Below are 25,677 nucleotides of genomic sequence, written 5' to 3' on the forward strand. Positions count from 1 at the left end.
GGTGAAGACGGCACGCTGATGCCAATAGGGATAGGTCAGCGGCCGCTCGCTTGCCGCATCGAGCGCCTTGATCTGCTCGGGCGTCAGCGACCAGCCGACCGCACCGAGGTTCTGCTTCAACTGCTCCTCGTTGCGGGCGCCGATGATGACGGTCGCGACGGTCGGACGCTGGAGCAGCCAATTCAAGGCGATCTGCGGGATGCTCTTGCCGGTCTCCTTGGCGACGGCGTCGAGCGCATCGACGACTTTAAAGAGGTATTCGTCCTCGACAGGCGGCCCCATCTCCGCCGTCTTGTGCAAACGGCTCGTCTGCGGCAGCGGCTGGCCGCGGCGGATCTTGCCGGTGAGCCGGCCCCAGCCGAGCGGGCTCCAGACCACCGCGCCGACGTTCTGGTCGAGGCCGAGCGGCATGAGCTCCCACTCATATTCGCGGCCGATCAGCGAATAATAGGCCTGATGCGCAACATGGCGCGGCAGGTTGTAGCGCTCGGCGATCGCCAGCGACTTCATCAAATGCCAGCCGGAGAAGTTCGAGCAGCCGATATAGCGGATCTTGCCGGCGCGGATGAAAACGTCGAGCGTCGATAGCACTTCTTCGATCGGCGTCACCGCGTCGAAGCCGTGCAATTGGAAAAGATCGATATGGTCCGTCTGCAGGCGTTTTAGCGAGCCTTCGATCGCCTGGCTAAGATGGAAGCGGGAGGAGCCGACATCGTTGGGCCCTTGGCCGGACCGGAACGTCGCTTTGGTGGAGATCAGCACCTGATTGCGGCGCCCCTTGATCGCTGCGCCGAGAACTTCTTCCGCCGCACCGGCGGAATAAATATCGGCGCTGTCGAAGAGATTGAGGCCCGCATCGAGGCAGATGTCGATGAGGCGCGTCGCCTCCTTGACGTCGCTCGAACCCCAGGCGGCGAAGAGTTCGCCCTTGCCGCCGAAGGTGCCTGTGCCGAAGCTCAAGACCGGGACCTTGAACCCCGAATGGCCTAGCTGCCGATATTCCATCATCCCCCCATATGCCTGGATAGAGTCACGCATATGTGGCTTCGCCATTGCCGAAAGACCAGTTCTCCTTCTTCACTTCGACGAGAACGATGAAGACGTCTTCCCGCCGCAGACCAAGCCGCTCGTGAAGCCCGTCAGCGATCGCCTGGTAGAATGCACGCTTCTGGTCGAGGGTCCGGCCTTCGTTGAGAACGACCTGGATGAAGACACAATCGTCGGTGCGACGGATACCGACATAATCCGGGCTGAAAACAAGATCGCCGGGCTCATGTTCGGTGAGGATCTGGAAATGGTCGCTCTCCGGCACATTGATCGTCGAGCGCATGGCTTCGTAGATGACTTCGCCGGCCTTGCGGCGATATTCGGCCGGCTTGCCACGCAACAGATCGACTCGAACGAGAGGCATCGAAGTCTCCTCCTAAGTCTGAACCCGAATTTGACCTTAAGCGTCAGCTTCGCGCGCGCGGCGCGTCTCGTAGACTCTCAGATGCATATCGGCGATTTGCAGGATCGGCGTCGGTAGGTCGCCGCCCCGGCGCAACAGGTCGCCGATGATATGATGCGCCTCGGTGCGCTGTCCGCGCTCGATGTCGCGCAACATCGAGGGCTTGAAGGTCGAGCCCGCCTCGGTCAGCATGTTTTCGCCGAACCGCATGCTTTCGGCTTGCTGCGGGAAATCATGGCGCGCCGCGATCGCCGCACATTCCTTGAGAAGTGCGGTCGCATAGGAAGCAGCGCCGGCGGCGACGAGATCGCCGACCGCCGCGCGCATCAGGCTGCCGAGGCTCGCCGCGGCGGCGATGAACACCCATTTGTTCCACATCTCGGCAAGGATCTTGTCGCTCGGATGCGCATCGAATCCGGCGGCGGAGAGCGTGCTGTCGAGCGCTTCGATGCGCGCCGTGCGGGCGCCGTCCTGCTCGCCGAAACTGATCGAGTGGAAGGTGCTGAGGTGGTGAATCCGCCCCGCTTCGTCGAGCGTCGCCGAAATCTTGCTGAGCCCGCCGAGCACATGCTCGGCCCCGAAATGCGACGCCAGGATGTCAAGATGCAACATGCCGTTGAGGAGCGGCAGGATCATGGTCTGCGGGCCGACGGCCGGAGCGAAGGATCTGATCGCATCGGTGAGATCGAAAGCTTTGCAGCTCAAAAGCACGGCATCATAATGTTGCGCGAGTTTGTCGGCCGTCACGATCGGCGGATCGGCGATCTGCAAATTGCCTTTGAGGCTGATGATCTCGAGGCCGTTTTGGGCCAGCAGGGCCGCCCGGTGCGGCCGGACCAGAAAAGTCACGTCTCTGTCCGCCGCGAGAAGCCGGCCACCGAAATAGCCGCCCAGCGCACCCGCCCCCACCACAAGTATCCGCATCAATTCCCCTCCGCGGCCATTTCCGTTTGCCGGTTTTTCCTTAAGCGGTTTTGCACGGCTGTGCTAACCGGCCGCGATCACACTCCGTTGACATACGAGCATATGCTCTTATGTCACAGGCAGGGACGCGAAGACGTGTTTGGGTTTTTCGCATCGGTGCTCTGCCCGCGAAAAGATTGCATGATATGCGCTCGCGCTGATGCTTTGCAGAGCCGATGAACAGCCGCTGAGGATATGCGATGCCTTTCGACCAGGCCGCGTCGGCCTGCAACTGCCTTGCGACGCGGCAGGCGGCCCGCCGCATCACCCAATTCTACGACCGCTTTCTGGCGCCGGCGTCGCTGCGAACGACACAATATTCAATCCTTGCCTGGCTCAGTCATGCCGGGCCGAGCACCATCCATGCCTTGGCACAAGCCATGGTGATGGACCGCACGACGCTTGGCCGCAACATCTTGCCGCTTGAGCGCGAAGGCTTGATCGCGATCGCCCGAAACGCCAAGGATCGCCGCAGCAAGGAGATCAGCCTGACCGCGACGGGGCGCGAAAGGATGAAGCGTGCGCACGACGGCTGGCGCGAAGCCCAACGTCAGTTCGAAAAGGCCTTTGGCGCCAAGCGTGCCAGCGAGCTGCGTGCCATCTTGCGCGATGTCGCGGCCGCCGATCTCGGCGAGGCTTAAGCTGATGGCCGGCCGCAACGACCCGGGCTATAAGCGCCCATGAGCAAAAAGCCCTCCCTCGGCCGCAAGGCCGCCCTGCCCGCCTCGCCCGCCGACGCAAAGCTCGACCGCGTCCCCAATCCGCATCCCGATGCGGATTACGTCGCCCGCTTCACCGCACCGGAATTCACCTCGCTATGCCCGGTGACCGGGCAGCCGGATTTCGCCCATCTCGTCATCGACTATGTGCCGGACCGCTGGCTGGTCGAATCGAAATCGCTGAAGCTCTATCTCGGCGCGTTTCGCAATCACGGCGCCTTCCACGAGGATTGCACCGTACGGATCGGCAAGGATCTTATCGGCCTGCTCAAGCCGCGCTGGCTGCGCATCGGCGGCTATTTCTATCCGCGCGGCGGCATGCCGATCGATGTGTTCTGGCAGAGCGGCAAGCTACCGGTGGGCGTCTGGGTACCGGACCAGGGCGTCGCGCCCTATCGCGGGCGCGGCTAAAGCCTCAACGGCCGGAAAAGGGCGGATCCCATTCGCTGTCGATCAACGCTTTGAGCGTATTGCGATTTCCCAGATATTCGCCGGGCGCGAAATAGAAATAGCCGGGCGCGTAAACACCAGGCCCATAATAATTAGGCCCGTAATAGGGCGGATAGGCTGGCGGCGGTCCATAGCCGGGCGCGCCTGGGTAATAGCTGACGCCACCGCCCGCATAGTAATAATGATGATGGTAATAATGATGCACCACATGGACGTGGTGGTGGTGGACGTAATGGGTTGCGGCCTGCACCGGCGCCCCGGCGAAAGCCAGCGCCGAAGTGATCAGCGCGGTAGTTAAGATTTTCATTAGAATGACCTTTCTCCGCACGGCTCAAACCGCGACCTCGACCGGCAATCTACCATGTAGGCATCGAAAACAGCAAAACCAGCCGACAGGCCCCGGGCGCACCCTCGGGCCGATCATATTTTTCGGCGCCGCGTGTCACGTTTGCGTTCTCAGTTCGTCAAGTCTTTGCGAACGCAAATAGGAGACGATGATGAAGGAAAGACTTAACGCTTTCGCCGCCGCCCCGACGCTGATGCAGGCCTGGCTTGAGTACAGCCAATCGACCTTGAAAGCCGGCCTGGAGCCGAGCCTGATGGAGCTCGTCAAAATTCGGGCTTCGCAGATCAATGGCTGCGCCTTTTGTCTCAACATGCATGCCGCGGCGGCGCGCAAGGCGGGCGAGACGGAGGAGCGGCTTTACCTGCTCGCCGCCTGGCGCGAGTCGCCGCTCTATACCGCCCGCGAACGCGCCGCGCTCGCCTGGACCGAAGCGTTGACGCAGCTTGCCGAGACGCACGCGCCGGACGAGACCTATGTGGCGCTGCAGGCGCAATTCTCGGAACCCGAACAGGTGGCGCTTACCCTGCTCATCGTGGCGATTAACGGCTGGAACCGGATTCAGGTCGGCTTTCGCGCCGTCCCCGCGGTCGAAGCGCGGCGCGCGGCGTGAGCGACGCTGGCAGCGAGGACGCAGCGGCGCGTTTCGCGCCGCTGCGGCCGAAGTTGATCCGCATTGCCTATCGGATGCTTGGCTCCGTCGCCGAAGCGGAGGATGCCGTGCAAGAGGCGTTTTTGCGCTGGCTTGCCACCGACCGCAGCGCCGTGCGCGAGCCGGAAGCCTATCTGCGCCGCGTCGTGACCCGGCTCTGCCTCGATCAGTTGAAATCGGCGCGGCATCGGCGCGAGACTTATATCGGGCCTTGGCTGCCGGACCCGATCGTCGCGACGGACGACGACGAAATCGATGATGTCACTCTGCCGCTGATGTTGACCCTCGAGCGCCTCTCGCCGCTCGAGCGCGCCGCCTTCCTTCTCCACGACGTGTTCGGCCTCGGCTTCGACGAGATCGCAGCGACGATCGGCCGTGCGCCCGAGGCTTGCCGCCAGCTTGCAAGCCGCGCCCGCACGCACGTGCGCGCGGCGCGACCGCGCTTTCCGGTCGATAAGGAACACGGGCTCGAGATTGCCGCGGCCTTTTTCGCCGCTTCGCGCAGCGGCGACATGCGGCAATTGCAAACGCTCCTGGCAAAAGATGTGACCATCTATTCCGATGGCGGCGGCAAGGTGCCGGCGGCGCTGCGGCCGGTCACCGGTCTCGATGATGTCATGCGTCTGCAAACGGCGCTGGCGCAAAGGTTCGCCGCGCATATGTCGCGCCTCGTGCGCTACGGCTTCATCAACGGCCTGCCGGGATTCGTCACGGTCGAGCAGGACGATGTTTTGCAGACGACCGCGCTCGACATTGCCGACGGCAAGGTCGTGGCGGTCTATGTCACGCGCAATCCGGACAAATTGCGGCATCTGCATTGAGACGCGCTAAACGAGCCGGCTTTGCTCGATCGCGGCGGCGACAAAACTCGCAAAGAGCGGATGCGGCTCGAAGGGCCGCGATTTCAATTCTGGGTGATATTGCACGCCGATGAACCAGGGATGGTTGGCAAGCTCAATCGTTTCCGGCAGCAAGCCGTCCGGCGACAATCCGGCGAAGATCATGCCCTTGTCTTCGAGCTGCTCGCGATAGGTCATATTGACCTCGTAGCGATGCCGGTGGCGCTCGGAAATTTCGGTCGCCTCGTAGATGCCGGCGATCTTCGAGCCGGGCTTGAGATAGGCGGAATAGGCGCCGAGCCGCATCGTGCCGCCGAGGTCGCCTTCGGCCGCGCGCATTTGCAATTCATTGCCGCGCATCCATTCGGTCATCAGGCCGACGACGGGATCTTTGGTCGGGCCGAACTCGGTCGAATTGGCATCGGCGATCCCGGCGAGCGCGCGCGCCGCCTCGATCACCGCCATCTGCATGCCGAAGCAGATGCCGAAATAGGGCACCTTGCGTTCGCGGGCGAAGCGGGCCGCGAGAATTTTGCCCTCGGCGCCGCGTTGGCCGAAGCCGCCCGGCACCAGAATGCCGTCGACATGTTCGAGCCGCGGCGCGGGGTCCGAACCTTCAAAGACCTCGGATTCGATCCAGTCGAGCTGCACTTTGACGCGATTGGCCATGCCGCCATGGGCGAGCGCCTCGATCAGCGACTTATAGGCATCCTTCATGCCCGTATATTTGCCGACGATGGCGATCGTCACTTCGCCTTCGGGATTGTGAATGCGTTCGGTCACCGCATTCCAGCGGCTCATGTCCGGCTTCGGCGCCGGCTCGATGCCGAAGGCGGCAAGCACCTCTCGGTCGAGGCCCGCCGCATGATAAGCACGCGGCACGTCATAGACGGACTCGACATCGCGCGCCTCGATCACCGCGCTTTCGCGGACATTGCAGAAGAGGCCGATCTTGCGCCGCTCCTCGCGCGGGATTTCGCGGTCCGTACGGCAAAGGATGATCTGCGGCTGGATGCCGATCGAGCGCAGCTCCTTGACCGAATGCTGCGTCGGCTTGGTCTTCAATTCGCCGGCGCTCGGAATGTAGGGCATCAGCGTCAGATGGATATAGATCGCGTGGCCGCGCGGCAGGTCGTTGCCGAGTTGGCGGATCGCTTCGAGAAACGGCAGGCTTTCGATATCGCCGACGGTGCCGCCGATCTCGACCAGCACGAAATCGGCGCCCTCATTGCCGCGCAGGATGAAATCCTTGATCTCGTTGGTCACGTGCGGAATCACCTGAACGGTGGCGCCGAGATAGTCGCCGCGCCGCTCCTTGGTGATGATCTCCTGATAGATGCGGCCCGTGGTGATATTGTCGTCGCGCACCGCGGCGCGGCCGGTGAAGCGCTCATAGTGGCCGAGATCGAGATCGGTCTCGGCGCCGTCGTCGGTGACGAAGACTTCGCCGTGCTGATAGGGGGACATCGTCCCCGGATCGATGTTGAGATAAGGATCGAGCTTCCTGAGCCGGACCGTATAGCCGCGAGCCTGAAGCAAAGCCCCGAGAGCCGCCGACGCAAGCCCTTTACCGAGGGAAGAGACCACGCCGCCGGTGATGAAAATGTACCGCGCCATGGGCCTCGGTGAATATCCTGTTTTATTGCGTTTGGGGAGCTTTTTTATCGGCCGTCCACATTAAGCCGTATCTACTCGCGGCCGAACAGGCTTTCGGCCGCCGCACCGACCGTCTCGTCGGGATGAGCCGCGCAAAACGATTTCAATTTGGCGGCGCTTGTCTTGAGGCCGTCAAAATCGATCACCGGTTGCGCGTCTTCGTCTTGATAATAGCCCGCGAGCCAAGCGAGGGTGGTCGCCACCACAACCGGGCTCGCGGTCAGAAAATCCCGGCATGTCGCGGTGTTGAGATTGACCGACGCAGCGCCGGCCGGCGACGCGGCGGCCGCGAGTACGATCAGGGCGAGTACCGCCCGCCCGATCATTGCGAACGCGGCGGCTCCGGCTGCGCGGGCGGTCCGGGCGCATGCGGCTGCATGGCGCGTTGCTGCTGCTCTTTCTGGAGCTGCTGCAGAACCGTCCCTTGCGCGGCCGGGGCGCCAGGGGCGCTCGCCGGCGCCACGGCGCCTTCGAAGATCGATTTGTTCGAGCGCTCGGCATTGGCAAGCAGCGTGAGGCCAAGGCTCGTCGCGAAAAACAGGGCCGCCAGGATGGATGTGGCCCGCGTCAGCACATTGGCCTGGCCACGCCCGGTCATAAAGCCGCCACCCCCGCCGATGCCGAGCGCGCCGCCCTCCGAACGCTGCAAAAGAACGGTCGCGATCAGCGCGAGGACGACCATGATGTGGATGACGATCAGAACGGTTTGCATCGGTGCGGAAAGCCTATCGGCGCGGCGAAAATTTCGGGTTGCCCGCTCTTATACCGGGTCCCGTCGTCTGGCTAGCGCAATTTCCATCACAGAAACTGCGCTGGAAGCATAAACATTTTGGAATCAATTAGTTGGCTCACGATAAGCGGCGGCGATCGCGAGGAATTCGGCCGCTTTCAAGCTGGCGCCGCCGACGAGCGCTCCATCAACGGCCGGCAGATGCAGCAGTTCGGTCGCATTGGCGGGCTTGACCGAGCCGCCATAAAGGATGCGCACCGCATCGCCAGGCAGGCGCGCTGCCAGCCGCTGGCGCAGAAACAGATGCATCTCGGCGACATCCCCCGGCGTCGGCGTGACTCCCGTGCCGATCGCCCAGACCGGCTCATAGGCAATGACGAGCTCCCCGAGGCGGGCCACCTGCGGCAGCGATTTCTCAAGTTGCGCGGCCACCCGCGTCAAAGCCTGGCCCGCGCTGCGCTCCGCCTCGGTCTCGCCGACGCAGAGGATCACGTTCAATCCGGCGTCGAGCGCCGCCGCCGCCTTGGCCGAGACGATCGCGTCCGTTTCGCCATGTTCGAGGCGGCGCTCGGAATGGCCGACGATGACATAGGTCGCGCCGGCGTCGCGCAGCATTGGCGCGGATAGGTCCCCGGTATGGGCGCCGCAGCGCTCGGAATGGCAATCCTGCGCGCCGATGGCGATCGCCGAGCCGGAACAAAGCGCCGCCGCCGCGGCGATCAATGTCGCCGGCGGGCAGACGACGACGTCCGCAACCCCCGCGCCACCCGCGGCAACGGCGTCGCGAATCGCCGCGACCTCGCCGAGATCGGCGCTGAGCCCGTTCATCTTCCAATTCCCGGCGACCAGCGGCCGCGATCTGCCCGACATTCTTTGCCCCGCGTTTCGTTAGGCCCTAGCACTCCCCGCCGGAACGGCAAAATCTGTTGATCCGGCAGGGGCCGGAACCGCTCTTTGCGCGCATTGCCAGCCCGCGAGCGCCTCCCTATAGTCCGGCGCCCAATCGACCCCCGGTTGGCCGGAGATTCAAAAATATGCTCGATGCTTTGCGCGCCTCCACCCAGACATGGATCGGCCGCACGATCATGACCATTGTGATGGGTTTCTTGATCATCGCCTTTGGCTTCTGGGGGATTGCCGACATTTTCCGCGGCTTCGGTGCGAACACTTTGGCGCGCGTCGGTTCGGTCGAGATCACGCCTGATCAATTCCGCAACGCCTACCAGACGCAATTGTTGCAGATGCAAGAGCAGGAGCGTCGGGCGATCAGCAGCGAGGAGGCGCACGAACGCGGCCTCGATCGGCAGGTTCTCAGCCGGCTTCTCAGCGACACGGCGCTCGACCAGGAAGCGCATCGCCTGGGTCTTGCGTTGCCGGACAGCGTCATCGCCCGCCAGATCATGCAGGACGATTCTTTTAAGGGGCCCGACGGCCGGTTCAACCGGCAGATGTTTGAATCGCGCCTTGAAGACAATGGCCTGACCGAGCAGGGCTATATCCGGGCGACCCGCGCGGCAGCCCTGCGCCAGGACATTGTCTCGGCCTTGACCGACGGCCTCGCGGCCCCGCGAGCGATGCTCGAGATCATCAATCGTTATTATAACGAGACGCGCGCCATCGATTACATCGTCCTGCCGAAATCAGCCGCGGGCGCCGTGCCGGCGCCGACCGAAGCCCAGCTCAAGAGTTACTTCGAATCGCACCGCGAGCTTTACCGGCAGCCCGAATACCGCAAGGTTAGCCTGCTCGTTTTGACTCCGACGACCCTGGCCGACGCCGAGAATGCCGCGCATCCGATCACCGAGGCCGAGATCGAGAAACACTACAACGAAGTCAAAGCGGCGCATTATACCCAGGCCGAACAGCGGCAGATCCAGCAGATCGTCCTCCCCGACGAAAAATCGGCGCAAGCCGCGGCGGCCAAACTCAGCGGTGGCGAAACCTTCGACGCCCTCATCGCCGAACGCAAGCTCACACCCAAGGATACAGACCTCGGGACTGTCACCGAGACGAGCCTCGTCGATAAGGCTGTCGCCGCCGCCGTCTTTGCGGTGCCGGCGGCCGGCGGCGTAACCAAGCCCATCAAGACCGACTTCGGCTGGGCGATCCTGCGCGTGCAGAAGATCATTCCCAAGATCGTCATCCCGCTGATTGCGGTGAAGGATTCGATCGCGCAGGAACTCGCGCTGGCGCGCGCGCGCAAGGACCTCGGCAAGATTCACGACGCGATCGAGGATCAGCGCGCGTCCGGGAAATCCGTTGCCGATTCGGCCAAGGCCGTCGGCCTCGCGGCACGCACCGTTCCGGCACTTGACGCTGAAGGCCGCGACAAGGGCGGCCGTACGGTGGCCGACCTCGGCGATCCGAAGGCGCTGTTGAAAGCCGTCTTCGCCTCCGACATCGGCGTCGACAACGACCCGATCACTATGAAGGACGGCGGCGCGATCTGGTTTGACGTTCTCAACATCGATCCGGCGCGCAACCAGAGCTTCGACGAAGTCAAGGCACGCGTCACGCAGGACTGGACGGCCGACGAGACCGATCGCCGGCTTGTCGACAAGGCCGTCGACCTCGTCAAGAAGCTCGATTCAGGGACGCCGCTGACCGCAATCGCGGCCGCACAGGGCAATTTGCCGGTCAAAAACATCGACAAGATCAAACGTTCGGACCCGCAGGGCTTGTCGAGCAGCCTGCTCGACGAGGTCTTCAACCGTGCCGTCGGCAAGGCCGGCTCCGCCGAAGCGCAGGGCGGCGGACGGATCGTCTTCAGGGTCGCGAGTGCCAGCGTACCGCCGCTGAACGTCAAGCGATTCGATTTCCGCAACGTCGTCGATCAGATGAAGACGGCGCTTAACGATGACATGACGGCGCAATTCGTGACCGAGCTCGAAACCAGGCTCGGCACGCGGATCAATCCGCAAGCCTGGCAGGCCGTGTCCGGCGCCGCACCCGATCAGCAATAGCCCATGATCACGCCAGCTTACGACGTCTTTGCCGCGACTTACGCGACGGGCGCGCCGGCGCTGCTTACGACGCGGCTCGTCGGCGATCTCGAGACCCTGGTCTCGGCCTTTCTCAAATTGTCGGCCTCCCGAAAGGGCCGTCTGTTTCTGCTTGAATCGGTCGAGGGCGGCGGCACGCGCGACCGCTATTCGATGATCGGCCTCGATCCGGACATCATCTGGCGTTGCACCGGCGAGCGTTCCGAAATCAATCGTGAGGCGCTATGCGACCTCACCGCCTTTGTGCCTTGCAAGGCGGCGCCGCTCGACGCGCTGCGCGCGCTCATCGCTGAATCGCGAATCGATGCGACGGAGGGCCTGCCGCCAATGGCTGCCGGCGTCTTCGGCTATCTCGGTTACGATATGGTGCGGCAGATGGAGCGGCTGGCGCCGGCGAAACCCGATCCGATCGGAGTACCCGACGCGATCATGTTGCGGCCGACGGTGATGGTCGTCTTCGACAGCGTCACGGACGAGATTTCTATCGTGACGCCGGTGCGGCCGGCGGCCGGCCTCTCGGCCAAGGTCGCCTACGAAAAGGGCGTCGAGCGGATCGAAGCGATCGTTGCGACACTGGAGGCGCCGCTGCCGCATGCCGACTTTGGAAGCGACGCGGCGGCGGCGACGCCAGTCTCGAATACGTCCGAGGCGCGTTTTCACGCCATGGTCGAAAAGGCCAAGGACTATGTCCGCGCCGGGGATGTTTTTCAGGTCGTGCTGTCGCAACGCTTCACGGCGCCCTTTACCCTGCCCGCTTTCGCGCTCTACCGTGCGCTCCGGCGCGTCAACCCGGCGCCGTTCCTTTGCTATCTCGACTTCGGCGATTTTCAGATCGTCTGTTCGAGTCCCGAGATTCTCGTCCGGGTCCGCGACGGCAAAGTCACGATCCGGCCGATCGCGGGCACGCGCTGGCGCGGCAAGACCGTGGCGGAGGATTTGCGTCTCGCCGAGGATCTTCTGGCCGACGAGAAAGAACGCGCAGAACATCTGATGCTGCTCGATCTCGGCCGCAATGACGTCGGCCGTGTCGCCAGAATTGGCAGCGTCGAGGTGACCGAGCGGTTCGCCATCGAGCGCTACAGCCATGTGATGCACATCGTCTCGAATGTCGAAGGCAGGCTCGATCCGTCCCACGACGTCATCGATGCGCTGTCCGCCGGCTTCCCGGCCGGCACTGTCTCCGGTGCGCCGAAGGTGCGGGCGATGGAAATCATCGACGAGCTGGAAACCGACAAACGCGGCATCTATGCCGGCTGCATCGGCTATTTCGGCGCGCATGGCGATATGGACACCTGCATCATTCTGCGCACATCGGTGGTGAAGGACGGCAAGATGCATGTGCAGGCCGGCGCCGGCATCGTCTATGATTCCGATCCCGCCTACGAACGGCGCGAGACCGTCAATAAGGCGCAAGCGCTGTTTCGCGCGGCGGAAGAGGCAGTGCGCTTCGCAGCGCGGGCGAAGCGGGGGCAATAGGTTCCGCTTGCCGGAACTTGCGCGGAAAATTTCCGCTGCATGTTTGATCTTGCGCAATTCCGCGCGCCGCGCTCGCAACCATCGTTCCGCATCCGATATCAGGTCCGAGCCCCGCAAGAGAATCAGGCAGGAGAGGATCAGCATGTCGCAGCTCGAAACCATCACCATTCCCGGCACGGGCCTTAAGCCGACGCGCGTGGCGCTCGGCACCTGGGCGATTGGCGGCTGGATGTGGGGCGGCAGCGATGACGCTGAGTCGATCCGCACCATTCAGAGCGCGATCGACCGCGGCATCAATATCGTCGACACCGCACCCGTCTATGGCTTCGGCCATTCGGAAGAGATCGTCGGCCGTGCGCTGGCTGAAGGCGGCCGCCGCCAGAAGACGATTATCGCCACCAAGGTCGCGCTCGACTGGAAGGACGGCAAGGTTTTTCGCAATGCCAGCAAGGCGCGCATCGAAAAAGAGGTCGAGGATTCGCTGCGCCGTCTGCAGACCGACGTGATCGACATCTATCAGGTGCATTGGCCGGACCCGACGACACCGGTCGCCGAGACCGCCGAGACGCTCGGCAAGCTCTTCGAAGCCGGCAAAATCCGCGCCATCGGCGTCAGCAATTTCAATGTCGCGCAGATGGAAGCTTTTCGCGCCGTCGCGCCGCTGCACACGATCCAGCCGCCCCACAATCTCTTCGAGCGCGGCGCGGAGACGGATGTTCTGCCCTATGCGGCCAAGCACGGCATGGCGACACTGGCCTATGGCCCGCTCTGCCGCGGACTCCTGACCGGCAAGATCACCACGAGCTCGACCTTTACCGGCGACGATCTGCGCCGCAACGATCCCAAGTTCAAGCCGCCGCGTTTCCAGCAATATCTCGCCGCGGTCGCGGCGCTCGCGGCCTTCGCCGAGAAGAACTACGGCAAGAGCGTGCTCGATCTGGCTGTGCGCTGGGTGCTCGACCGTCAGCCCTTGAGCATTGCGCTTTGGGGCGCACGCCGGCCGAGCCAGCTCGATCCCGTATCGGAGATTTCCGGCTGGACGCTCGATCAAGCGGCGCTGGCCGCGATCGACAAGATCCTCGCCGAAAACATCAAGGATCCGGTCGGGCCGGAATTCATGGCCCCGCCGGCGCGCCAGGCGGCTTGACCTCCTGGCGCGCGCGGCTCAAAAGGCTGCTATGCCCAGCGTTACCCTGATCGACAATTACGACAGCTTCACCTTCAATCTGGTGCATTACCTCGGCGAACTCGGCGCCGAGGTAAAAGTGCATCGCAATGACACGGTCAGCGTCGCCGAGGTGATCGCGGCCAAGCCCGATGCGATCGTGCTCTCCCCTGGCCCCTGCACGCCGCACGAAGCGGGCATCTGTCTCGATCTCGTCAAGGCCGCCAGCGCCGATATCCCGATCTTCGGCGTCTGCCTCGGTCATCAGGCGATCGGCGAAGTCTTCGGTGGCAACGTCGTGCGTGCGCCGGTGCCCGTCCACGGCAAGATGTCGGAGATCAGCCACAAAGCCGAAACGATTTTCCGCGGCATCAACGGGCCGTTCCGGGCGACGCGCTATCATTCGCTCGTCGTCAAGCGGGAGACCCTCCCCGACGTGCTGAAGATCACCGCCGAGACGGATGGCCTCGTCATGGCGCTTTCGCACAGGAGCCGGCCGGTGCATGGCGTGCAGTTCCACCCCGAAAGCATCGAATCCGAGCACGGCCACCGCATTCTGGCGAATTTCCTCGAACTCGCACAGGAATGGAACAAAGCCCGCAAGGCCGTCTGACCAGCTTGAAATTCTAAACTCAGCGCCGCGCCGCTTTCACAATCCTGACATGGCGCGCGCATTATCTGGCGCCGATCGGCCTGTCCGGGTGCTCGCATCCGCGCGGAAGCTCACGTCACCGACTCGTGGATGGCAGCACGCTCTAACGGCAGTCGTCCGCCGGCTGCGCGGCCGCTTTTCGAGCCTGATAGCGCCGATCGCGTTCTGCCGACCGCCGCGCCATCGCGGCCTTCACTCGACTGGACCATCGCGACCGGCCGGCTGCCGAGATCGCAGGAAACGCGAGCGAGGCGTCGCCTAAAGCCTTGCGCTTGCGCGCAGAGCAGAGCAATGAGACGCCATGGACGCCTTCAAGCCTCTGATCGCGAAAATTGCAGCCGGCGCGAGCCTCAGCCGCGGCGAGGCGGAGCATGCTTTCAATCTGCTGCTCGGCGGCACGGTGACGCCGGCACAGACCGGCGCCTTCCTAATGGGCCTGCGCGTGCGCGGCGAAACCGTCGAAGAAATCACCGGCGCGGTTGCCGCCATGCGGGCGAAAATGCTGCCGGTTACGGCGCCGGCCGATGCCATCGACATCGTCGGCACGGGCGGCGACGGCCATGGCACCTATAATGTCTCGACCCTCACGGCTCTGATCGTCGCGGCGTGCGGCGTGCCGGTCGCCAAGCACGGCAATCGCGCCGCCTCGTCGAAATCCGGGTCGAGCGACGTCCTGACCGCGCTCGGCGTCAAGATCGGCCTGTCGCCGGAAGAAGTCGCCCATTGCCTCGACGAAGCCGGCATCGGCTTCATGACCGCGCCAGTGCATCATTCCGCCATGCGCAACGTTGCGCAAATTCGCAGCGAGCTCGGCACCCGCACTCTGTTCAACCTGCTCGGCCCGCTTGCCAATCCGGCACGGGTGAAGCGCCAGTTGCTGGGCGTCTTCGCCAAAGAATGGCTGGAGCCCTTGGCGGAGGTTCTGCGCAACCTCGGCGCCGAACGCGTCTGGCTGGTGCACGGCGCCGACGGCCTCGACGAAGCGACGACGACCGGCCCGACCTATGTGACGGCGTTGGAAAACGGCGCGATCCGCTCCTTCGTCATCAATCCGGAAGATGCCGGATTGAAGCCGGCGAGCCTCGCCGATCTTAAAGGCGGCGATGCCGCGCATAATGCCGCGGCGCTGAACAGCGTCCTGCACGGAGCGCGCAATGCCTATCGCGATATTGCAGTCCTCAATGCCGCAGCCGCGCTCGTCGTCGCCGAAAAAGCCGCCGATCTGCGTGACGGCGCGGCGCAGGCGGCGGCCGCGCTCGATGCCGGCCGCGCCGCGGACGTGCTCGCGCGCCTGATCAAGGCCTCGCACGCCAGCGCCAAAGGGATTTGACATCAAGCAAGGCTTGCTATTTTGCCTTGACGCCGCTTCGTGGCAGAGTGCCCACGGGGGCGGTTGAGGGTGCCCATGGCCGACATTCTGAAGCAGATCGAAGCCTATAAACGCAAGGAAATCGCGGAAGCCAAATTGCGCATGCCGCTGTCGACGCTAGAACGCCGGATCGAAAATCACGATCCGCCGCGCGGCTTCGCCCATGCCATTGAAACCAAGCTCGCCGAAGGCCGTTTCGCCCTCATCGCCGAGGTCAAGAAAGCGAGCCCGTCGAAGGGCCTGATCCGCGCCGATTTCGATCCGCCATCGCTCGCCAAGGCCTATGAACAAGGCGGCGCAGCCTGCCTCTCCGTGCTCACCGATACGCCCTCCTTTCAGGGCGCGCTCGATTATCTCGAAACAGCCCGCAAAGCCGTCCGCCTGCCGGCGCTGCGCAAGGATTTCCTTTTCGATCCCTACCAGGTCTATGAGGCGCGCGCCTACGGCGCCGATTGCATTTTGATCATCATGGCCTGCGTGAGCGATGAAGAAGCCAAAAAGATCAACAAGACCGCGCATGATCTGCGGCTCGACGTTCTGGTCGAAGTGCATGATGAGGCCGAACTCGATCGCGCGCTCGAACTTGAGAGCCGGCTTGTCGGCATCAACAACCGCGATCTGCGCACCTTTGAGACCAAGCTCGAGACCTGCGAGCGGCTGGCGGGAAAGATTCCGACCGATCGGATCGTCGTCGCCGAGAGCGGAATCGCGACGCATGACGATTGTCTGCGCCTGCATAAATCCGGAATTGATTGTTTTCTCGTCGGCGAAAGCCTCATGCGGCAGGCCGATGTGACCGCTGCGACGCATCTTTTGCTCTGCGGCGACGACAGCGAACGTCACGCCGCGCTCGCGCACAAGGCACACGGCTGAATGGCCAAGCTCAGCCATCTTGCCGAAACCGGCCAGGCGCAGATGGTCGATGTTTCGGAGAAGCCCGCCACCGATCGCATCGCCCGTGCCGAAGGCTCGGTCGTGATGCGCCGCGAGACGCTCGATCTCGCGCTCGCCGGCAATGCAAAAAAAGGCGACGTCTTCGCCGCGGCGCGGATCGCCGGCCTAATGGCGGCGAAGAAGACGGCCGAGCTCATTCCGCTTTGCCATCCGCTGGCTCTGACCAAAGCGACCGTCGACATCCAGGCGGATCCAGCCCTGCCCGGCCTGCGCGTCGTGGCCGAGGCGAAGGTCAGCGGCCAGACCGGCGTGGAAATGGAGGCCTTGACCGCAGTCTCCGTCGCCTGCCTCACGATTTACGACATGTTGAAGGCGGTGGATCGCGCCATGCGGATCGAGGGCATCGCGCTCGTCGAAAAGTCCGGCGGCAAATCCGGCACCTTTCGACGTGGTGATGAGCGACATGAACGCCCTTGATCTCCTGTCTGTGGCCGAGGCGCGGGCCCGGGTTCTCGCCGGCAGCGAACCGCGCGGCAGCGAACGCGTGCCGCTCAGCGAGGCCCTCGCGCGCACGCTCGCTGCGCCGCTCGTTGCGCAGCGCACACAGCCGCCGTTCCCCGCCTCCGCGATGGACGGCTTCGCGCTGCGGGCCGCCGATCTCGCAACATTGCCTGCACAGCTCAAGGTGATCGGCGAGAGTGCCGCGGGCCACGGTTTTGCCGGCCTCATTCGGCGCGGCGAGGCGGTACGCATCTTCACCGGCGCGCCGGTGCCGCAGGGCGCCGATGCGGTTCTGATGCAGGAAGACGCGACGCTCGCGGGCGAAAGCCTGACGGCGATGCGCGCGGTCGTCGAAGGGCGGCACATCCGCAGCGTCGGCATCGATTTCACGGCGGGCGAGAGCCTTCTGCCCGCCGGCACGCGGCTCGGCCCCGTCGATATTGCGCTGGCGGCAGCGAGCGGCCATGCCGAAATCGCGGTGGTTCGCAAACCGCGCGTCGCGATTCTCGCCACGGGCGACGAATTGGTGCAGCCAGGCGAAGCCGTCGGCGCCGATCAGATCGTCGCATCGAATTCCTTCGCCATCGCCGCCTATGTGCGCCAAAGCGGCGGCGAACCGATCGATCTCGGCATTGCCAGCGACGATTTCGCGGCGCTCGAAAAGGCGGTACGCGCCGCCCGCAAGGCTGAAGCCGACGTCCTCGTGACGCTGGGCGGCGCCTCGGTCGGCAAGCATGATCTTGTCCGTTCGGCGCTGGCGAAAGAAGGCATGGAACTCGGCTTTTGGCGGATCGCCATGCGGCCGGGTAAGCCGCTGATTCACGGGCGTCTCGGCGACATGCTGATCCTCGGCCTGCCGGGCAACCCCGCCTCGTCGGTCGTTTGCGCCCTGCTCTTCCTCGTTCCTCTGCTGCGCGCCTTGAGCGGCGATCCGCATGCAGGCGATGATCCAACCGAACCGGCGGTGCTTGGTCGCGCGGTGCCGGCGAATGGACAGCGTGAAGATTATCTGCGCGCCGAGCTGAGCCGCAGCGGCGATGGGCTGCCCGTGGCGACGCCGCATGATCTGCAGGATTCCTCGCTGCTGCGCATCTTCGCGCAATCGCAATGCCTTTTGGTGCGTCCGCCGCATGCACCCGCGGCCGCGGCCGGCGATCTGTGCCGAATCATCAAACTGTCGCCGGCGCCGGGTTAACGTCCTCGCCCCACCGGCTGGATTGACAGGGTCAAGAGCCCGCCTAAGCTCGCCTCAAGGCTGGCCGACGAGTCGAGCTAAGACTGGGGAGAAATGATCATGGGCCACATCATCTGGATCATTGTCATCGGCTTTGTCGCGGGCATGCTGGCGCGCTGGTTCTCCCCGGCCCCGAACAATCCAAGCGGCTTCGTTCTTACGGTTCTGCTCGGCATCGCTGGTGCGTTTGTGGCGACGTTCATCGGCCAATCGATCGGCTGGTATCGTCTCGACCAGGGCGCCGGCCTGATCGGCGCGACAATCGGTGCCGTCGTCATCCTGCTGATCTGGCGGCTGATCGCTGGCAAGACGGGCGACGTCGGCCCGAGCGCCGAGGGGCCGCGCCGCTGGCTCTAAGATCAGGATCAAACAACAGCATCCCGAACGCAGAAACAGGAATCGATCGGCGCATCCGGCACCGAGACTTGTGGACTTTCCCTGCCTCGCAGGATAGGCGCGGACATTGCTTGCCGAATCTGCTGAAATAGGTATTCGGCAGATTGAGGAGAGCGATGCGGCAAAAGCTTGTGGCAATTCTCGCGGCACTGGCCCTGCAAAGCGCCACGGCGCAAGCCGCGGGCCTGCTTGATCGCTCGGCCAACCGCCTGCCCGATCTCGTCGAGCAGGACAACGGGGGCAACCTGCTGAAGCGCATCGAATTCGTCGAAAAGCACCGCAACGATTATCTCTACCGGCTGCCGCTCGAATGCTTTTCGTCCTGCACATTGCTGCTCGGCATCGCCGGCGCCTGCGTCAGTCAGGGTGCGGTGCTTTATTTCCACGGCGCGACGATCGACGGCAAGCTCGCGCCCGCCTATCTGAACAATTACGCGGAGAGCTATTATCCGGCCAATGTCCGGCGCTGGATCGCCGCGCATCATGCGCTGCAGAAGACAAGCTTCACGAAAATGACCTGGCAGCAAGCCACCGCCATCGGCGTCAAGCTCTGCCCGTAAATCAGAGGCTCGCGGCGCCGCCCTTATGGTCCCAGGCCGCCTTCTGGCGATGTTCTGCCGCAATCCGGCGCACCGTGCCCGTCGTCGAGCGATAAATTAAAGTCTCGGTGCGGATCGCATCCTTGTCGAAGGCGACCCCGGATACGAGAGCGCCGTCCGTCACGCCGGTGAGCGAGACGATCACATCGCCGGCGGCGAGCTCATCGAGTTGATATTTGCGGCGCGGATCGCTGACGCCCATGCGGGCGGCGCGCTCGACCTTTTCTTCCGTGTCGAGAATCAGCCTGCCCTGCATCTGGCCGCCGACGCAGCGCAAGGCGCCCGCGGCGAGCACGCCCTCGGGCGCGCCGCCGATGCCGAGATAAAGGTCAATGCCGGTGTCTTCGGGCCGCGTGGTGAAGATCACGCCGGCGACGTCTCCATCGGGGATCAGCCGTACGGGACAGCCGATGGCCCGGCAAGCCTCGAGAATGGCCTTATGCCGCGGCCGGTCGAGCAAGAGCACGGAAATTTCTTTCGGCGCGACGCCCTTGGCCTTCGCCAGGGCGGCAACGTTCTCTTCGACGCTCTGATCGAGATCGACGATGCCTTGCGGATAGCCCGGGCCGACGGCGATCTTCTCCATATAGACGTCCGGCGCGTGCAGCAGGCCGCCGCCGGTCGCCATCGCCATCACGGCGATCGAGCCCGGCATGTCATGCGCGCAAAGCGTCGTGCCTTCGAGCGGATCGACGGCAATATCGACAGCTGGGCTGAAGCCGGTGCCGAGCTTCTCGCCGATATAAAGCATCGGCGCCTCGTCGCGCTCGCCCTCGCCAATCACGACGGTGCCCTCGATCGGCAGGCGATGCAATTCGCGTCGCATCGCATCGACGGCCGCTTGGTCCGCCGCCTTCTCGTTGCCGCGGCCGCGCCAATGGGCGGCGGCGACGGCGGCGCGCTCGGTGACGCGGACGAGTTCGAGGGTCAGGATTCGATCGATGATATCCTGGCTCTTGACGACGAGATCGGTCACGGACACTCCTATTCGCGCTCGATGCGGATGACTTGCGGCGGCTCGGCGATGAAGCCGTCGGCGAGTACGGCCTTCAAGGCTTCGCCGATGAGCTTTTCCGAGGTCGCATGGGTAATGAGGACGACCGGCACGGCGCTCGCGCCTTTCAGCTCGCCGGGACGGCGGCGCTGGACGATGCTTTCAAGCGAAATGGCGCGCTCGGCCATGCGGGCCGCAATCGCCGCCGCCGCACCCGAGCGGTCATAGACCGAGAGCCGGATGTAATAGCCGCCCTCATGCGTCTGCAGCGGCGCGCGATGCAGCGGCGCCAAGGATTTCAGCGGCAGACCGAAGGGCGGCGCTTTCAGCCCGCGCGCAACGTCGGCGATGTCGGCAACAACTGCGGAGGCCGTCGCCGCCCCGCCCGCGCCGGGCCCCACCAACGTCAGCTCCTGCACCGCATCGGCGTCGATCGTCACCGCATTGGTGACGCCCATCACCTGCGCGATCGCGGAAGAGCGCGGCACCATGGTCGGATGCACCCGTTGCTCGATGCCTGCCGCCGTGCGCTCGGCGACGCCGAGCAATTTGATGCGATAGCCAAGCTCCGCGGCGGCGGAAATATCGGCCAATGTTATGTGCTCGATGCCTTCGACCGCGATGGCATCGGCGGCGATTTCGGTGCCGAAGGCGAGTGCAGTGAGGATCGCGAGCTTATGCGCCGTATCGTAGCCGCCGATATCGAAGGATGGGTCGGCCTCGGCGTAGCCAAGCTTCTGCGCTTCGGCGAGACATTGGCCAAAGGAAAGTTGCTCCGCCTCCATGCGCGACAGGATGTAATTACAGGTGCCGTTCAGAATGCCGTAGACGCGCGAAACCCGATTGCCGGCGAGGCTGTCGCGCAAGGTCTTGACGATCGGAATGCCGCCCGCGACCGACGCCTCGAAGCCGAGCGCCACGCCCTTCGCCTCGGCAAGCCTAGCAAGATGCAGGCCGTGCTTGGCGAGGAGCGCCTTGTTCGCCGTGACGACGGATTTGCCCTCCTGCAAGGCGGTCTCGACCGCGGCGCGGGCGACGCCATCCGCGCCGCCGATCAGTTCGACAAAGACATCGATGTCCGGCGATGCGGCCAAGGCCACCGGATCGCTGGCCCAATCGAACCGGGCGGGATCGAGATCGCGGACCTTGCCGCGATTCTGGGCGGAGACGGCGACCACGGCGATCTCGCGGCCGGTCCGCGCCGCCAAGGCAGCCGCCTGGCGGTCGAGGAGCTTGAGAAGCGCGCCGCCCACGGTGCCGAGACCGGCGACACCGAGGCGCAAGGGAGACGACATCGAAAAATCCGCTCAATCGCCGGAGGTTGCCGGCCCAATTCGCTGCGCGTTCTGCCCCATTTCGGCGGGGCGATCAACAAAGCCCCGGGGGCTTAGCCCGATGACCGCCGGCGATCAGCCAGGCCGGATCGAACCAGCGGTCGGCGTCGCCGTCGTAAGGCAGCCGATTGATGTCCCAATGGCGGATAAACGGCGCATAGGCGGCATAGACCGGCGGGCCGCCGCCGATGAAGACCACCCGGCCCGGGAAGCGCGCCAGCACCTCCTCCGGCTTCTCGGAGGAGCGGATTTTGACGATATCGCGGTCCTTGAAGGCGAAATCCGGCACCGAGATGTGGGTGCGGTGGCCCATGATGAGGACGTGGCCGCGCGTCAATTCGAAGAAGCGCGTGACATCGTCGACAAATGCGCGGTGTTTGTTGCCCTCCCAGGGCAAGCGGCCATGAAGGCCGAATTGGCCGCTGAGACCGATGGCGATAACGGCGCGGACGTCGGTGGTTTGCATGAAGATCTCCTGCCCGCTTTTAGCGTCTCATGCGCGCGGGTAAAGCGGCTTCATGCGGGCGATAAAGAGGCGCGGCGAACGCTCCGCCGCACCTCTCGGGAATTTGGCGAAATTTTTACTTGCAGACGGCCGCCGCGGCCTCGGCGACGGCTTGATCCTGCACGCCGCTGCCGCCGCTGACTCCGACGGCACCGACGATCTTGCCGTCAACCTTCAACGGCACGCCGCCGGCGAAAATCATGACCCGGCCGTGATTGGAGACGTCGATGCCGTAGAACTGATCGCCCGGCTGGCTGTTCTCGCCGAGTTCTTTCGTCGAAAGATCGAAGGCTTTGGCGGTGAAAGCCTTGTTGATGGCGATATCGATGCTGCCGAGCCAGGCACCGTCCATACGCGTGAAAGCCTTCAGATTGGTACCGGCATCGACGACCGCAATGTTCATCGGCTGGCCGATTTCCTTTGCCTTGGCTTCGCCGGCGGCGATGACGCGATGGGCCTTTTCACTCGTAATCATGCAAGGTTCTCCTACGGGAGGGAATTACGACGCGCCTATTTAGCCCACTGGCGCGGCAAAGCCAGCCCTTTCGCGCCGCCCCAACGCATGCGGATAGGTTTGCCCGAATTTGCAGCAATATCTGTCAAACCGTGCCAGGATCCGATCTTGCCGCGGCCACGCCGGCGGACCTACTGTCCGACGATCTTATTGAAGTTGGGCTTCAGCATAGCGTTTTGCTGCAAGCCGCGTGGAAATCTTAAAATCGAGGACAATATGACTGAAGTCCGTGGCTACGCCGCCCGCGACGCTAATTCGCCGTTGGCGCCCTTCACCTTCACCCGCCGGACGCCGGGTCCGCATGATGTCGAAATCGAGATTCTCTATTGCGGCATCTGTCATTCCGACCTGCATCAGGCGCGCAACGATTGGCGCAATTCGCTTTATCCGATGGTGCCGGGTCATGAGATCGTCGGCCGCGTTCGATCGGTCGGCGCGCATGTCAAGAAGCTGAAGGCCGGCGATCTCGCCGCCGTCGGCTGCATGGTCGATTCCTGCCGCCAATGTTCGGCTTGCAACGACGATCTCGAACAATATTGCGAGCATGGCCCGACCTGGACCTACAATTGCAAAGAGCGCAACAGCGAGCAGCTGACCTTCGGCGGCTATTCGGAGAAGATCGTCGTCGAGGAACGTTTCGTCGCCAAAGTGCCGGCGAACCTTGATCTCAAAGCCGTCGCGCCGCTGCTCTGTGCCGGTATCACCACCTGGTCGCCGTTAAAGCACTGGAATGTCGGGCCGGGTCAGAAGGTCGGCGTCATCGGACTCGGCGGCCTCGGCCATATGGGAATCAAGTTCGCCAAGGCGCTCGGCGCCTATGTCGTGATGATCACCACGTCGCCCGGCAAGGCGCAGGATGCCAAGAAGCTCGGCGCCGACGAGGTTCTGCTCTCCCGCGACGACGCGGCCATGCAGGCGCAGGCGGGAAGCTTCGACTTCTTGCTCAACACTGTGCCAGTGCCGCACGACCTTAACCCTTATCTGGCGCTGCTGAAGCGCGACCGGACGATGGCGATCGTCGGCGTGCTGACGGAGCTCGAACCGCCGGTGCAAGGCGGCATTCTGATCATGGGCCGCAAAGCCGTCGCCGGCTCCGCCATCGGCGGCATGAAGGAGACGCAAGAAATGCTCGATTTCTGCGGCGCGCATAATGTCGTCGCCGATATCGAGGTCATTGCGATCCAGACGGTCAACGAAGCCTACGAGCGGCTCCTGAAGAACGACGTGAAATACCGCTTCGTCATCGACATGCAATCGCTGCGCAAGGGCGCGGCTTAGCGAGCCTTAGCTGAGCTTCAGCCGCGTTTTGGCGCGATCTGTCCGGTTTTTGTCCTGGCCCACGGGGAAGCGTGGTCGTAATTTCCCCGCGTCAGGCGAGACCGGACCTTGAACATGAGCCGCAAAAAAATCCTCATCATCGCCCCGCCCCGCGTGACGCTTCAGGATGTCACGGGACCGTGGGAAGTGTTCTGCCGCGCCGAGGCGCAAAGGCCCGGAACTTACGACGTCGCGGTGGTTTCGGCAGGACCGGAAAAGAAGGTCGATACCAAGTTCGGTCTCGGCATCGTCTGCGAACAATCCGTCCATGACTTCCCCGGGCCGCTCGATACGGTGCTGGTCGCCGGCAGCGAGCAAGGCGTGGCGGGCGAAGCCGATCCGGCTTTTCTCGATTGGCTGCGCGATGCAGCAACGCGCACGCGACGGCTGGGCTCGATCTGCACCGGTTGCTTCTACCTCGCCTATGCCGGTCTTCTGTCGGGACGCCAAGCCACCAGCCATTGGCGCTATCTGCCGCGACTGGCCGACGCATTCCCGGACATTTCGGTGCAGCACGACCCGATCTTCGTTCGCGATGGGCACATCTATACATCAGCCGGCATCACCGCCGGCATCGATCTGGCGCTAGCGCTGGTCGAGGCCGATTGCGGCCATGCCGTCTCGCAGGCCGTGGCGCGCGATCTCGTCGTCTTCCTGCAGCGCCAGGGCGACCAGCCGCAGCTCAGCACAGCGCTGGCGCTGCGCATGGCCGATCGCGATCCGATCCGCAATTTGCAGCAATGGGTGCCCGATAATCTTCAGTCGGTGACGCGCGTCGAAGACATGGCCGCCCATGTCCATATGAGCCCGCGCAATTTCACCCGTCTGTTCAAGCAGGAGACGGGGATGACGCCGGGGCGCTACATCCGGCAATTGCGTATCGAAGCGGCGCGGCGGCGCGTTCAGGAACTGCCCGGCAATCAGCAAGCCGTCGCCGCCTCCGTCGGCTTTGGCAGCAGCAAAAGCTTACAGCGATCATTGAAGCCGGGAGCGCGCGCCGCGCCGCGCGACAGCTAACACGCGGACGAACTTCACGTTTTCTCTTTTCAATGGGTGTCCTATGACAGACCATCACGATGAATTGCGTCTCGACCGCCGCGCCTTTGCAAAACTTTCAGCCCTCGGCCTGTCGGTGGCGATGATCGGCATACCGGGCGCAAACGCGCGCAGCGTGATTGCGTCGGAACCCGACGCTTTCACCGCGTTTCGCGGCAAATCGCTCAACATCGGCATCCTGATCTTCCCCGACATGGACCAGATCGACTTCACCGGGCCGTTCGAGGTCCTGTCGCGGCTGCCTGAGGCGAAACTGCATGTCATCGGCGCGCGGCCCGGACCGTTTCGCGATCACCGCGGCATGATCCTCACCGCCGATATGCCGCTGCCCGACGCCCCGGCGCTCGATCTTTTGCAAGTGCCGGGCGGCCCCGGCCAGCAGGCGCTCATGCACGATGCGCCGGTACTGAACTTTATTCGCACCCATGCCGCCGCCGGCAAGCCGCTGTTCTCCGTTTGCACCGGCGCGCTCATCTGCGGCGCGGCCGGCGTCTTGAAAGGACGGCGCGCGACGACGCATTGGTCGGCGCTCGATCTGCTGCCCTATTTCGGTGCCACGCCAGTTCGGGAACGCGTCGTCATCGACGGCAATATCGTCACGGCGGCAGGCGTCACCGCGGGAATTGACGGCGCGCTGGCGGTCGCGGCCTTGCTGCGCGGCAATGACATCGCCGAGCGCATCCAGCTCGATATCCAATATGCGCCGGATCCGCCATTCCACGCCGGCACGCCGGAGACGGCGCCGCAGGATGTCCTTGCGGCCGTGACGACCGCCTACCGGCCGCTGACGGAAGCGCGGCTTGCGACGGCGCGGGACATTGCCAAAGCGCTCGGCGTCGCCATGCCCCTGTAACCGCTCGCGCATGC

Annotated in this window: 29 protein-coding genes; 17 read left to right on the forward strand and 12 right to left on the reverse strand. The window is 64.0% G+C overall.

Going from position 1 to position 25,677, the window contains the following annotated elements; translation table 11 throughout:
* The 3 genes from Q0025_RS09065 to Q0025_RS09075 all read right to left on the reverse strand — a co-directional run.
* Nucleotides 1–1,005: aldo/keto reductase (locus Q0025_RS09065; RefSeq protein WP_297298280.1), on the reverse strand; the 1,005-nt coding region annotated here is incomplete at its 3' end.
* A gap of 25 nt (nt 1,006–1,030) precedes the next feature.
* Complete coding sequence (locus tag Q0025_RS09070; protein ID WP_297298183.1) at nt 1,031–1,411, reverse strand: tautomerase family protein; 381 nt, start codon at nt 1,409–1,411, stop codon at nt 1,031–1,033.
* A gap of 36 nt (nt 1,412–1,447) precedes the next feature.
* Complete coding sequence (locus Q0025_RS09075) at nt 1,448–2,374, reverse strand: ketopantoate reductase family protein (protein ID WP_297298184.1); 927 nt, start codon at nt 2,372–2,374, stop codon at nt 1,448–1,450.
* A gap of 239 nt (nt 2,375–2,613) precedes the next feature.
* On the opposite strand from Q0025_RS09075, the gene Q0025_RS09080 reads away from it, so the two are divergent.
* Both Q0025_RS09080 and queF read left to right on the forward strand, forming a co-directional pair.
* Entirely contained in the window at nt 2,614–3,054 is a 441-nt protein-coding gene (locus Q0025_RS09080; protein WP_297298186.1) for a MarR family winged helix-turn-helix transcriptional regulator, read from the forward strand.
* A 39-nt stretch (nt 3,055–3,093) separates the two neighbouring features.
* Nucleotides 3,094–3,543: a preQ(1) synthase gene (queF, locus tag Q0025_RS09085; protein WP_297298188.1), complete on the forward strand. Its 450-nt coding sequence runs from the start codon at nt 3,094–3,096 to the stop codon at nt 3,541–3,543.
* Between the two features lie 4 nt (nt 3,544–3,547).
* On the opposite strand, the gene Q0025_RS09090 is transcribed toward queF, so the two are convergent.
* The gene (locus tag Q0025_RS09090; protein ID WP_297298190.1) at nt 3,548–3,889 is read right to left on the reverse strand and encodes a hypothetical protein; all 342 of its coding nucleotides are present in this window, start codon (nt 3,887–3,889) and stop codon (nt 3,548–3,550) included.
* 190 nt (nt 3,890–4,079) lie between these two features.
* Here Q0025_RS09090 and Q0025_RS09095 point away from each other — a divergent pair, with 190 nt between their 5' ends.
* Both Q0025_RS09095 and Q0025_RS09100 read left to right on the forward strand, forming a co-directional pair.
* Nucleotides 4,080–4,538 carry a carboxymuconolactone decarboxylase family protein gene (locus Q0025_RS09095; protein WP_297298192.1) on the forward strand — a complete coding sequence of 153 codons (459 nt, stop codon included), beginning with the start codon at nt 4,080–4,082 and terminating at the stop codon, nt 4,536–4,538.
* A complete protein-coding gene (locus Q0025_RS09100; protein ID WP_297298194.1) occupies nt 4,535–5,398 on the forward strand; it encodes a sigma-70 family RNA polymerase sigma factor in 864 nt (287 codons plus the stop codon). Before Q0025_RS09095 ends, Q0025_RS09100 begins: the two co-directional genes overlap by 4 nt.
* 6 nt (nt 5,399–5,404) lie before the next feature.
* Here the strand turns inward: Q0025_RS09100 and Q0025_RS09105 are convergent, their stop codons facing one another.
* From Q0025_RS09105 to tpiA, 4 genes are all read right to left on the reverse strand, one after another.
* Nucleotides 5,405–7,033 carry a CTP synthase gene (locus tag Q0025_RS09105; RefSeq protein ID WP_297298196.1) on the reverse strand — a complete coding sequence of 543 codons (1,629 nt, stop codon included), beginning with the start codon at nt 7,031–7,033 and terminating at the stop codon, nt 5,405–5,407.
* Between the two features lie 71 nt (nt 7,034–7,104).
* Complete coding sequence (locus tag Q0025_RS09110; protein ID WP_297298198.1) at nt 7,105–7,398, reverse strand: HdeA/HdeB family chaperone; 294 nt, start codon at nt 7,396–7,398, stop codon at nt 7,105–7,107.
* Nucleotides 7,395–7,784, reverse strand: coding sequence for a preprotein translocase subunit SecG (secG, locus tag Q0025_RS09115; RefSeq protein WP_297298200.1), 390 nt, complete (start codon nt 7,782–7,784; stop codon nt 7,395–7,397). Before secG ends, Q0025_RS09110 begins: the two co-directional genes overlap by 4 nt.
* A gap of 123 nt (nt 7,785–7,907) precedes the next feature.
* Complete coding sequence (gene tpiA, locus Q0025_RS09120) at nt 7,908–8,672, reverse strand: triose-phosphate isomerase (protein WP_297298202.1); 765 nt, start codon at nt 8,670–8,672, stop codon at nt 7,908–7,910.
* A gap of 164 nt (nt 8,673–8,836) precedes the next feature.
* On the opposite strand from tpiA, the gene Q0025_RS09125 reads away from it, so the two are divergent.
* The 10 genes from Q0025_RS09125 (at nt 8,837) to Q0025_RS09170 (ending at nt 19,051) form a co-directional block, all read left to right on the forward strand.
* A complete protein-coding gene (locus tag Q0025_RS09125) occupies nt 8,837–10,765 on the forward strand; it encodes a peptidylprolyl isomerase (RefSeq protein WP_297298204.1) in 1,929 nt (642 codons plus the stop codon).
* A gap of 3 nt (nt 10,766–10,768) precedes the next feature.
* Entirely contained in the window at nt 10,769–12,280 is a 1,512-nt protein-coding gene (trpE, locus tag Q0025_RS09130) for an anthranilate synthase component I (RefSeq protein ID WP_297298206.1), read from the forward strand.
* Between the two features lie 142 nt (nt 12,281–12,422).
* Nucleotides 12,423–13,427, forward strand: a complete 1,005-nt coding sequence (locus tag Q0025_RS09135) for an aldo/keto reductase (protein WP_297298207.1) — start codon at nt 12,423–12,425, stop codon at nt 13,425–13,427.
* 31 nt (nt 13,428–13,458) lie between these two features.
* Complete coding sequence (locus Q0025_RS09140) at nt 13,459–14,058, forward strand: aminodeoxychorismate/anthranilate synthase component II (protein ID WP_297298209.1); 600 nt, start codon at nt 13,459–13,461, stop codon at nt 14,056–14,058.
* A gap of 340 nt (nt 14,059–14,398) precedes the next feature.
* Nucleotides 14,399–15,427 carry an anthranilate phosphoribosyltransferase gene (gene trpD / locus Q0025_RS09145; protein WP_297298211.1) on the forward strand — a complete coding sequence of 343 codons (1,029 nt, stop codon included), beginning with the start codon at nt 14,399–14,401 and terminating at the stop codon, nt 15,425–15,427.
* Nucleotides 15,428–15,502: 75 nt separating this feature from the next.
* Nucleotides 15,503–16,339: an indole-3-glycerol phosphate synthase TrpC gene (trpC, locus tag Q0025_RS09150; protein ID WP_297298213.1), complete on the forward strand. Its 837-nt coding sequence runs from the start codon at nt 15,503–15,505 to the stop codon at nt 16,337–16,339.
* Entirely contained in the window at nt 16,340–16,837 is a 498-nt protein-coding gene (moaC, locus tag Q0025_RS09155; protein ID WP_297298215.1) for a cyclic pyranopterin monophosphate synthase MoaC, read from the forward strand.
* On the forward strand, nt 16,824–18,056 hold the full coding sequence (glp, locus tag Q0025_RS09160) for a gephyrin-like molybdotransferase Glp (RefSeq protein ID WP_297298217.1): 1,233 nt from the start codon (nt 16,824–16,826) through the stop codon (nt 18,054–18,056). Before moaC ends, glp begins: the two co-directional genes overlap by 14 nt.
* Nucleotides 18,057–18,149: 93 nt before the next feature.
* On the forward strand, nt 18,150–18,452 hold the full coding sequence (locus Q0025_RS09165; RefSeq protein ID WP_297298219.1) for a GlsB/YeaQ/YmgE family stress response membrane protein: 303 nt from the start codon (nt 18,150–18,152) through the stop codon (nt 18,450–18,452).
* Nucleotides 18,453–18,607: 155 nt separating this feature from the next.
* Nucleotides 18,608–19,051 (forward strand): hypothetical protein, encoded by a 444-nt coding sequence (locus tag Q0025_RS09170; protein WP_297298221.1) that lies wholly within the window; start codon nt 18,608–18,610, stop codon nt 19,049–19,051.
* A gap of 1 nt (nt 19,052) precedes the next feature.
* Here Q0025_RS09170 and glpX read toward each other — a convergent pair whose 3' ends face one another.
* The 4 genes from glpX to Q0025_RS09190 all read right to left on the reverse strand — a co-directional run bounded on the left by glpX (nt 19,053) and on the right by Q0025_RS09190 (nt 22,398).
* The gene (gene glpX, locus Q0025_RS09175) at nt 19,053–20,066 is read right to left on the reverse strand and encodes a class II fructose-bisphosphatase (RefSeq protein WP_297298223.1); all 1,014 of its coding nucleotides are present in this window, start codon (nt 20,064–20,066) and stop codon (nt 19,053–19,055) included.
* 8 nt (nt 20,067–20,074) lie between these two features.
* Nucleotides 20,075–21,379 (reverse strand): homoserine dehydrogenase, encoded by a 1,305-nt coding sequence (locus Q0025_RS09180; RefSeq protein WP_297298225.1) that lies wholly within the window; start codon nt 21,377–21,379, stop codon nt 20,075–20,077.
* Nucleotides 21,380–21,452: 73 nt separating this feature from the next.
* Nucleotides 21,453–21,884, reverse strand: coding sequence for a dihydrofolate reductase (locus tag Q0025_RS09185; protein ID WP_297298227.1), 432 nt, complete (start codon nt 21,882–21,884; stop codon nt 21,453–21,455).
* A 115-nt stretch (nt 21,885–21,999) separates the two neighbouring features.
* Complete coding sequence (locus Q0025_RS09190) at nt 22,000–22,398, reverse strand: heme-binding protein (RefSeq protein WP_297298229.1); 399 nt, start codon at nt 22,396–22,398, stop codon at nt 22,000–22,002.
* 255 nt (nt 22,399–22,653) lie between these two features.
* Here Q0025_RS09190 and Q0025_RS09195 point away from each other — a divergent pair, with 255 nt between their 5' ends.
* From Q0025_RS09195 to Q0025_RS09205, 3 genes are all read left to right on the forward strand, one after another.
* Entirely contained in the window at nt 22,654–23,715 is a 1,062-nt protein-coding gene (locus Q0025_RS09195) for an NAD(P)-dependent alcohol dehydrogenase (protein WP_297298231.1), read from the forward strand.
* Nucleotides 23,716–23,829: 114 nt separating this feature from the next.
* The gene (locus Q0025_RS09200) at nt 23,830–24,771 is read left to right on the forward strand and encodes a DJ-1/PfpI family protein (protein ID WP_297298233.1); all 942 of its coding nucleotides are present in this window, start codon (nt 23,830–23,832) and stop codon (nt 24,769–24,771) included.
* Between the two features lie 43 nt (nt 24,772–24,814).
* Nucleotides 24,815–25,663: a DJ-1/PfpI family protein gene (locus tag Q0025_RS09205; protein ID WP_297298235.1), complete on the forward strand. Its 849-nt coding sequence runs from the start codon at nt 24,815–24,817 to the stop codon at nt 25,661–25,663.
* Nucleotides 25,664–25,677 lie beyond the last annotated feature (14 nt).

Source organism: uncultured Methylovirgula sp., from assembly GCF_947646745.1.
Lineage (GTDB): Bacteria > Pseudomonadota > Alphaproteobacteria > Rhizobiales > Beijerinckiaceae > Methylovirgula.

Coding starts and splice junctions, on each gene's coding strand:
- Q0025_RS09135 (WP_297298207.1), top strand. CDS start 12,423: ATGTCGCAGCTCGAAACCATCACCATTCCCGGCACGGGCCTTAAGCCG.
- Q0025_RS09080 (WP_297298186.1), top strand. CDS start 2,614: ATGCCTTTCGACCAGGCCGCGTCGGCCTGCAACTGCCTTGCGACGCGG.
- Q0025_RS09170 (WP_297298221.1), top strand. CDS start 18,608: ATGCGGCAAAAGCTTGTGGCAATTCTCGCGGCACTGGCCCTGCAAAGC.
- tpiA (WP_297298202.1), bottom strand. CDS start 8,672: ATGTCGGGCAGATCGCGGCCGCTGGTCGCCGGGAATTGGAAGATGAAC.
- Q0025_RS09200 (WP_297298233.1), top strand. CDS start 23,830: ATGAGCCGCAAAAAAATCCTCATCATCGCCCCGCCCCGCGTGACGCTT.
- Q0025_RS09190 (WP_297298229.1), bottom strand. CDS start 22,398: ATGATTACGAGTGAAAAGGCCCATCGCGTCATCGCCGCCGGCGAAGCC.
- Q0025_RS09180 (WP_297298225.1), bottom strand. CDS start 21,379: ATGTCGTCTCCCTTGCGCCTCGGTGTCGCCGGTCTCGGCACCGTGGGC.
- queF (WP_297298188.1), top strand. CDS start 3,094: ATGAGCAAAAAGCCCTCCCTCGGCCGCAAGGCCGCCCTGCCCGCCTCG.
- trpE (WP_297298206.1), top strand. CDS start 10,769: ATGATCACGCCAGCTTACGACGTCTTTGCCGCGACTTACGCGACGGGC.
- Q0025_RS09095 (WP_297298192.1), top strand. CDS start 4,080: ATGAAGGAAAGACTTAACGCTTTCGCCGCCGCCCCGACGCTGATGCAG.
- Q0025_RS09195 (WP_297298231.1), top strand. CDS start 22,654: ATGACTGAAGTCCGTGGCTACGCCGCCCGCGACGCTAATTCGCCGTTG.
- Q0025_RS09075 (WP_297298184.1), bottom strand. CDS start 2,374: ATGCGGATACTTGTGGTGGGGGCGGGTGCGCTGGGCGGCTATTTCGGT.
- trpD (WP_297298211.1), top strand. CDS start 14,399: ATGGACGCCTTCAAGCCTCTGATCGCGAAAATTGCAGCCGGCGCGAGC.
- Q0025_RS09125 (WP_297298204.1), top strand. CDS start 8,837: ATGCTCGATGCTTTGCGCGCCTCCACCCAGACATGGATCGGCCGCACG.
- Q0025_RS09140 (WP_297298209.1), top strand. CDS start 13,459: ATGCCCAGCGTTACCCTGATCGACAATTACGACAGCTTCACCTTCAAT.
- moaC (WP_297298215.1), top strand. CDS start 16,340: ATGGCCAAGCTCAGCCATCTTGCCGAAACCGGCCAGGCGCAGATGGTC.
- secG (WP_297298200.1), bottom strand. CDS start 7,784: ATGCAAACCGTTCTGATCGTCATCCACATCATGGTCGTCCTCGCGCTG.
- Q0025_RS09070 (WP_297298183.1), bottom strand. CDS start 1,411: ATGCCTCTCGTTCGAGTCGATCTGTTGCGTGGCAAGCCGGCCGAATAT.
- Q0025_RS09110 (WP_297298198.1), bottom strand. CDS start 7,398: ATGATCGGGCGGGCGGTACTCGCCCTGATCGTACTCGCGGCCGCCGCG.
- trpC (WP_297298213.1), top strand. CDS start 15,503: ATGGCCGACATTCTGAAGCAGATCGAAGCCTATAAACGCAAGGAAATC.
- Q0025_RS09205 (WP_297298235.1), top strand. CDS start 24,815: ATGACAGACCATCACGATGAATTGCGTCTCGACCGCCGCGCCTTTGCA.
- Q0025_RS09185 (WP_297298227.1), bottom strand. CDS start 21,884: ATGCAAACCACCGACGTCCGCGCCGTTATCGCCATCGGTCTCAGCGGC.
- Q0025_RS09165 (WP_297298219.1), top strand. CDS start 18,150: ATGATCATGGGCCACATCATCTGGATCATTGTCATCGGCTTTGTCGCG.
- Q0025_RS09105 (WP_297298196.1), bottom strand. CDS start 7,033: ATGGCGCGGTACATTTTCATCACCGGCGGCGTGGTCTCTTCCCTCGGT.
- glp (WP_297298217.1), top strand. CDS start 16,824: ATGAACGCCCTTGATCTCCTGTCTGTGGCCGAGGCGCGGGCCCGGGTT.
- Q0025_RS09090 (WP_297298190.1), bottom strand. CDS start 3,889: ATGAAAATCTTAACTACCGCGCTGATCACTTCGGCGCTGGCTTTCGCC.